The following is a 211-nucleotide window of genomic DNA, read 5'->3' as shown; positions in this document are numbered from 1 at the left end:
CGCTAGATCCTGCTCAAACCAATGGTGAGACCTTAAGCGCAACGGCGACAGATACTGCGGGGAATACCTCTGCAGCAGCTACTACCACCGCGCCAGACTCTACCGCGCCAGCAGCGCCGACTGATGTAGCGGTGAGTGATGACGGTGCGACAGTCACTGGTAAGGCGGAAGCAGGATCAACTGTCGCTATCAAGGATGCTGACGGCAACAC

The 211-nt window shown here is 57.8% G+C and carries 1 protein-coding gene; it reads left to right on the top strand.

Annotated features, from left to right (window positions below; genetic code table 11):
• Positions 1 to 211 (top strand): Ig-like domain-containing protein (locus HGT71_RS15700; RefSeq protein WP_214218613.1); only part of this gene is annotated, 211 nt, incomplete at both ends.

Origin of the sequence: Rosenbergiella epipactidis (assembly GCF_018494055.1) — a bacterium.
Lineage (GTDB): Bacteria > Pseudomonadota > Gammaproteobacteria > Enterobacterales > Enterobacteriaceae > Rosenbergiella > Rosenbergiella epipactidis.
Note: the sequence above shows the minus strand (reverse complement) of the source record. Positions and strands in the feature narration are given on the sequence as shown.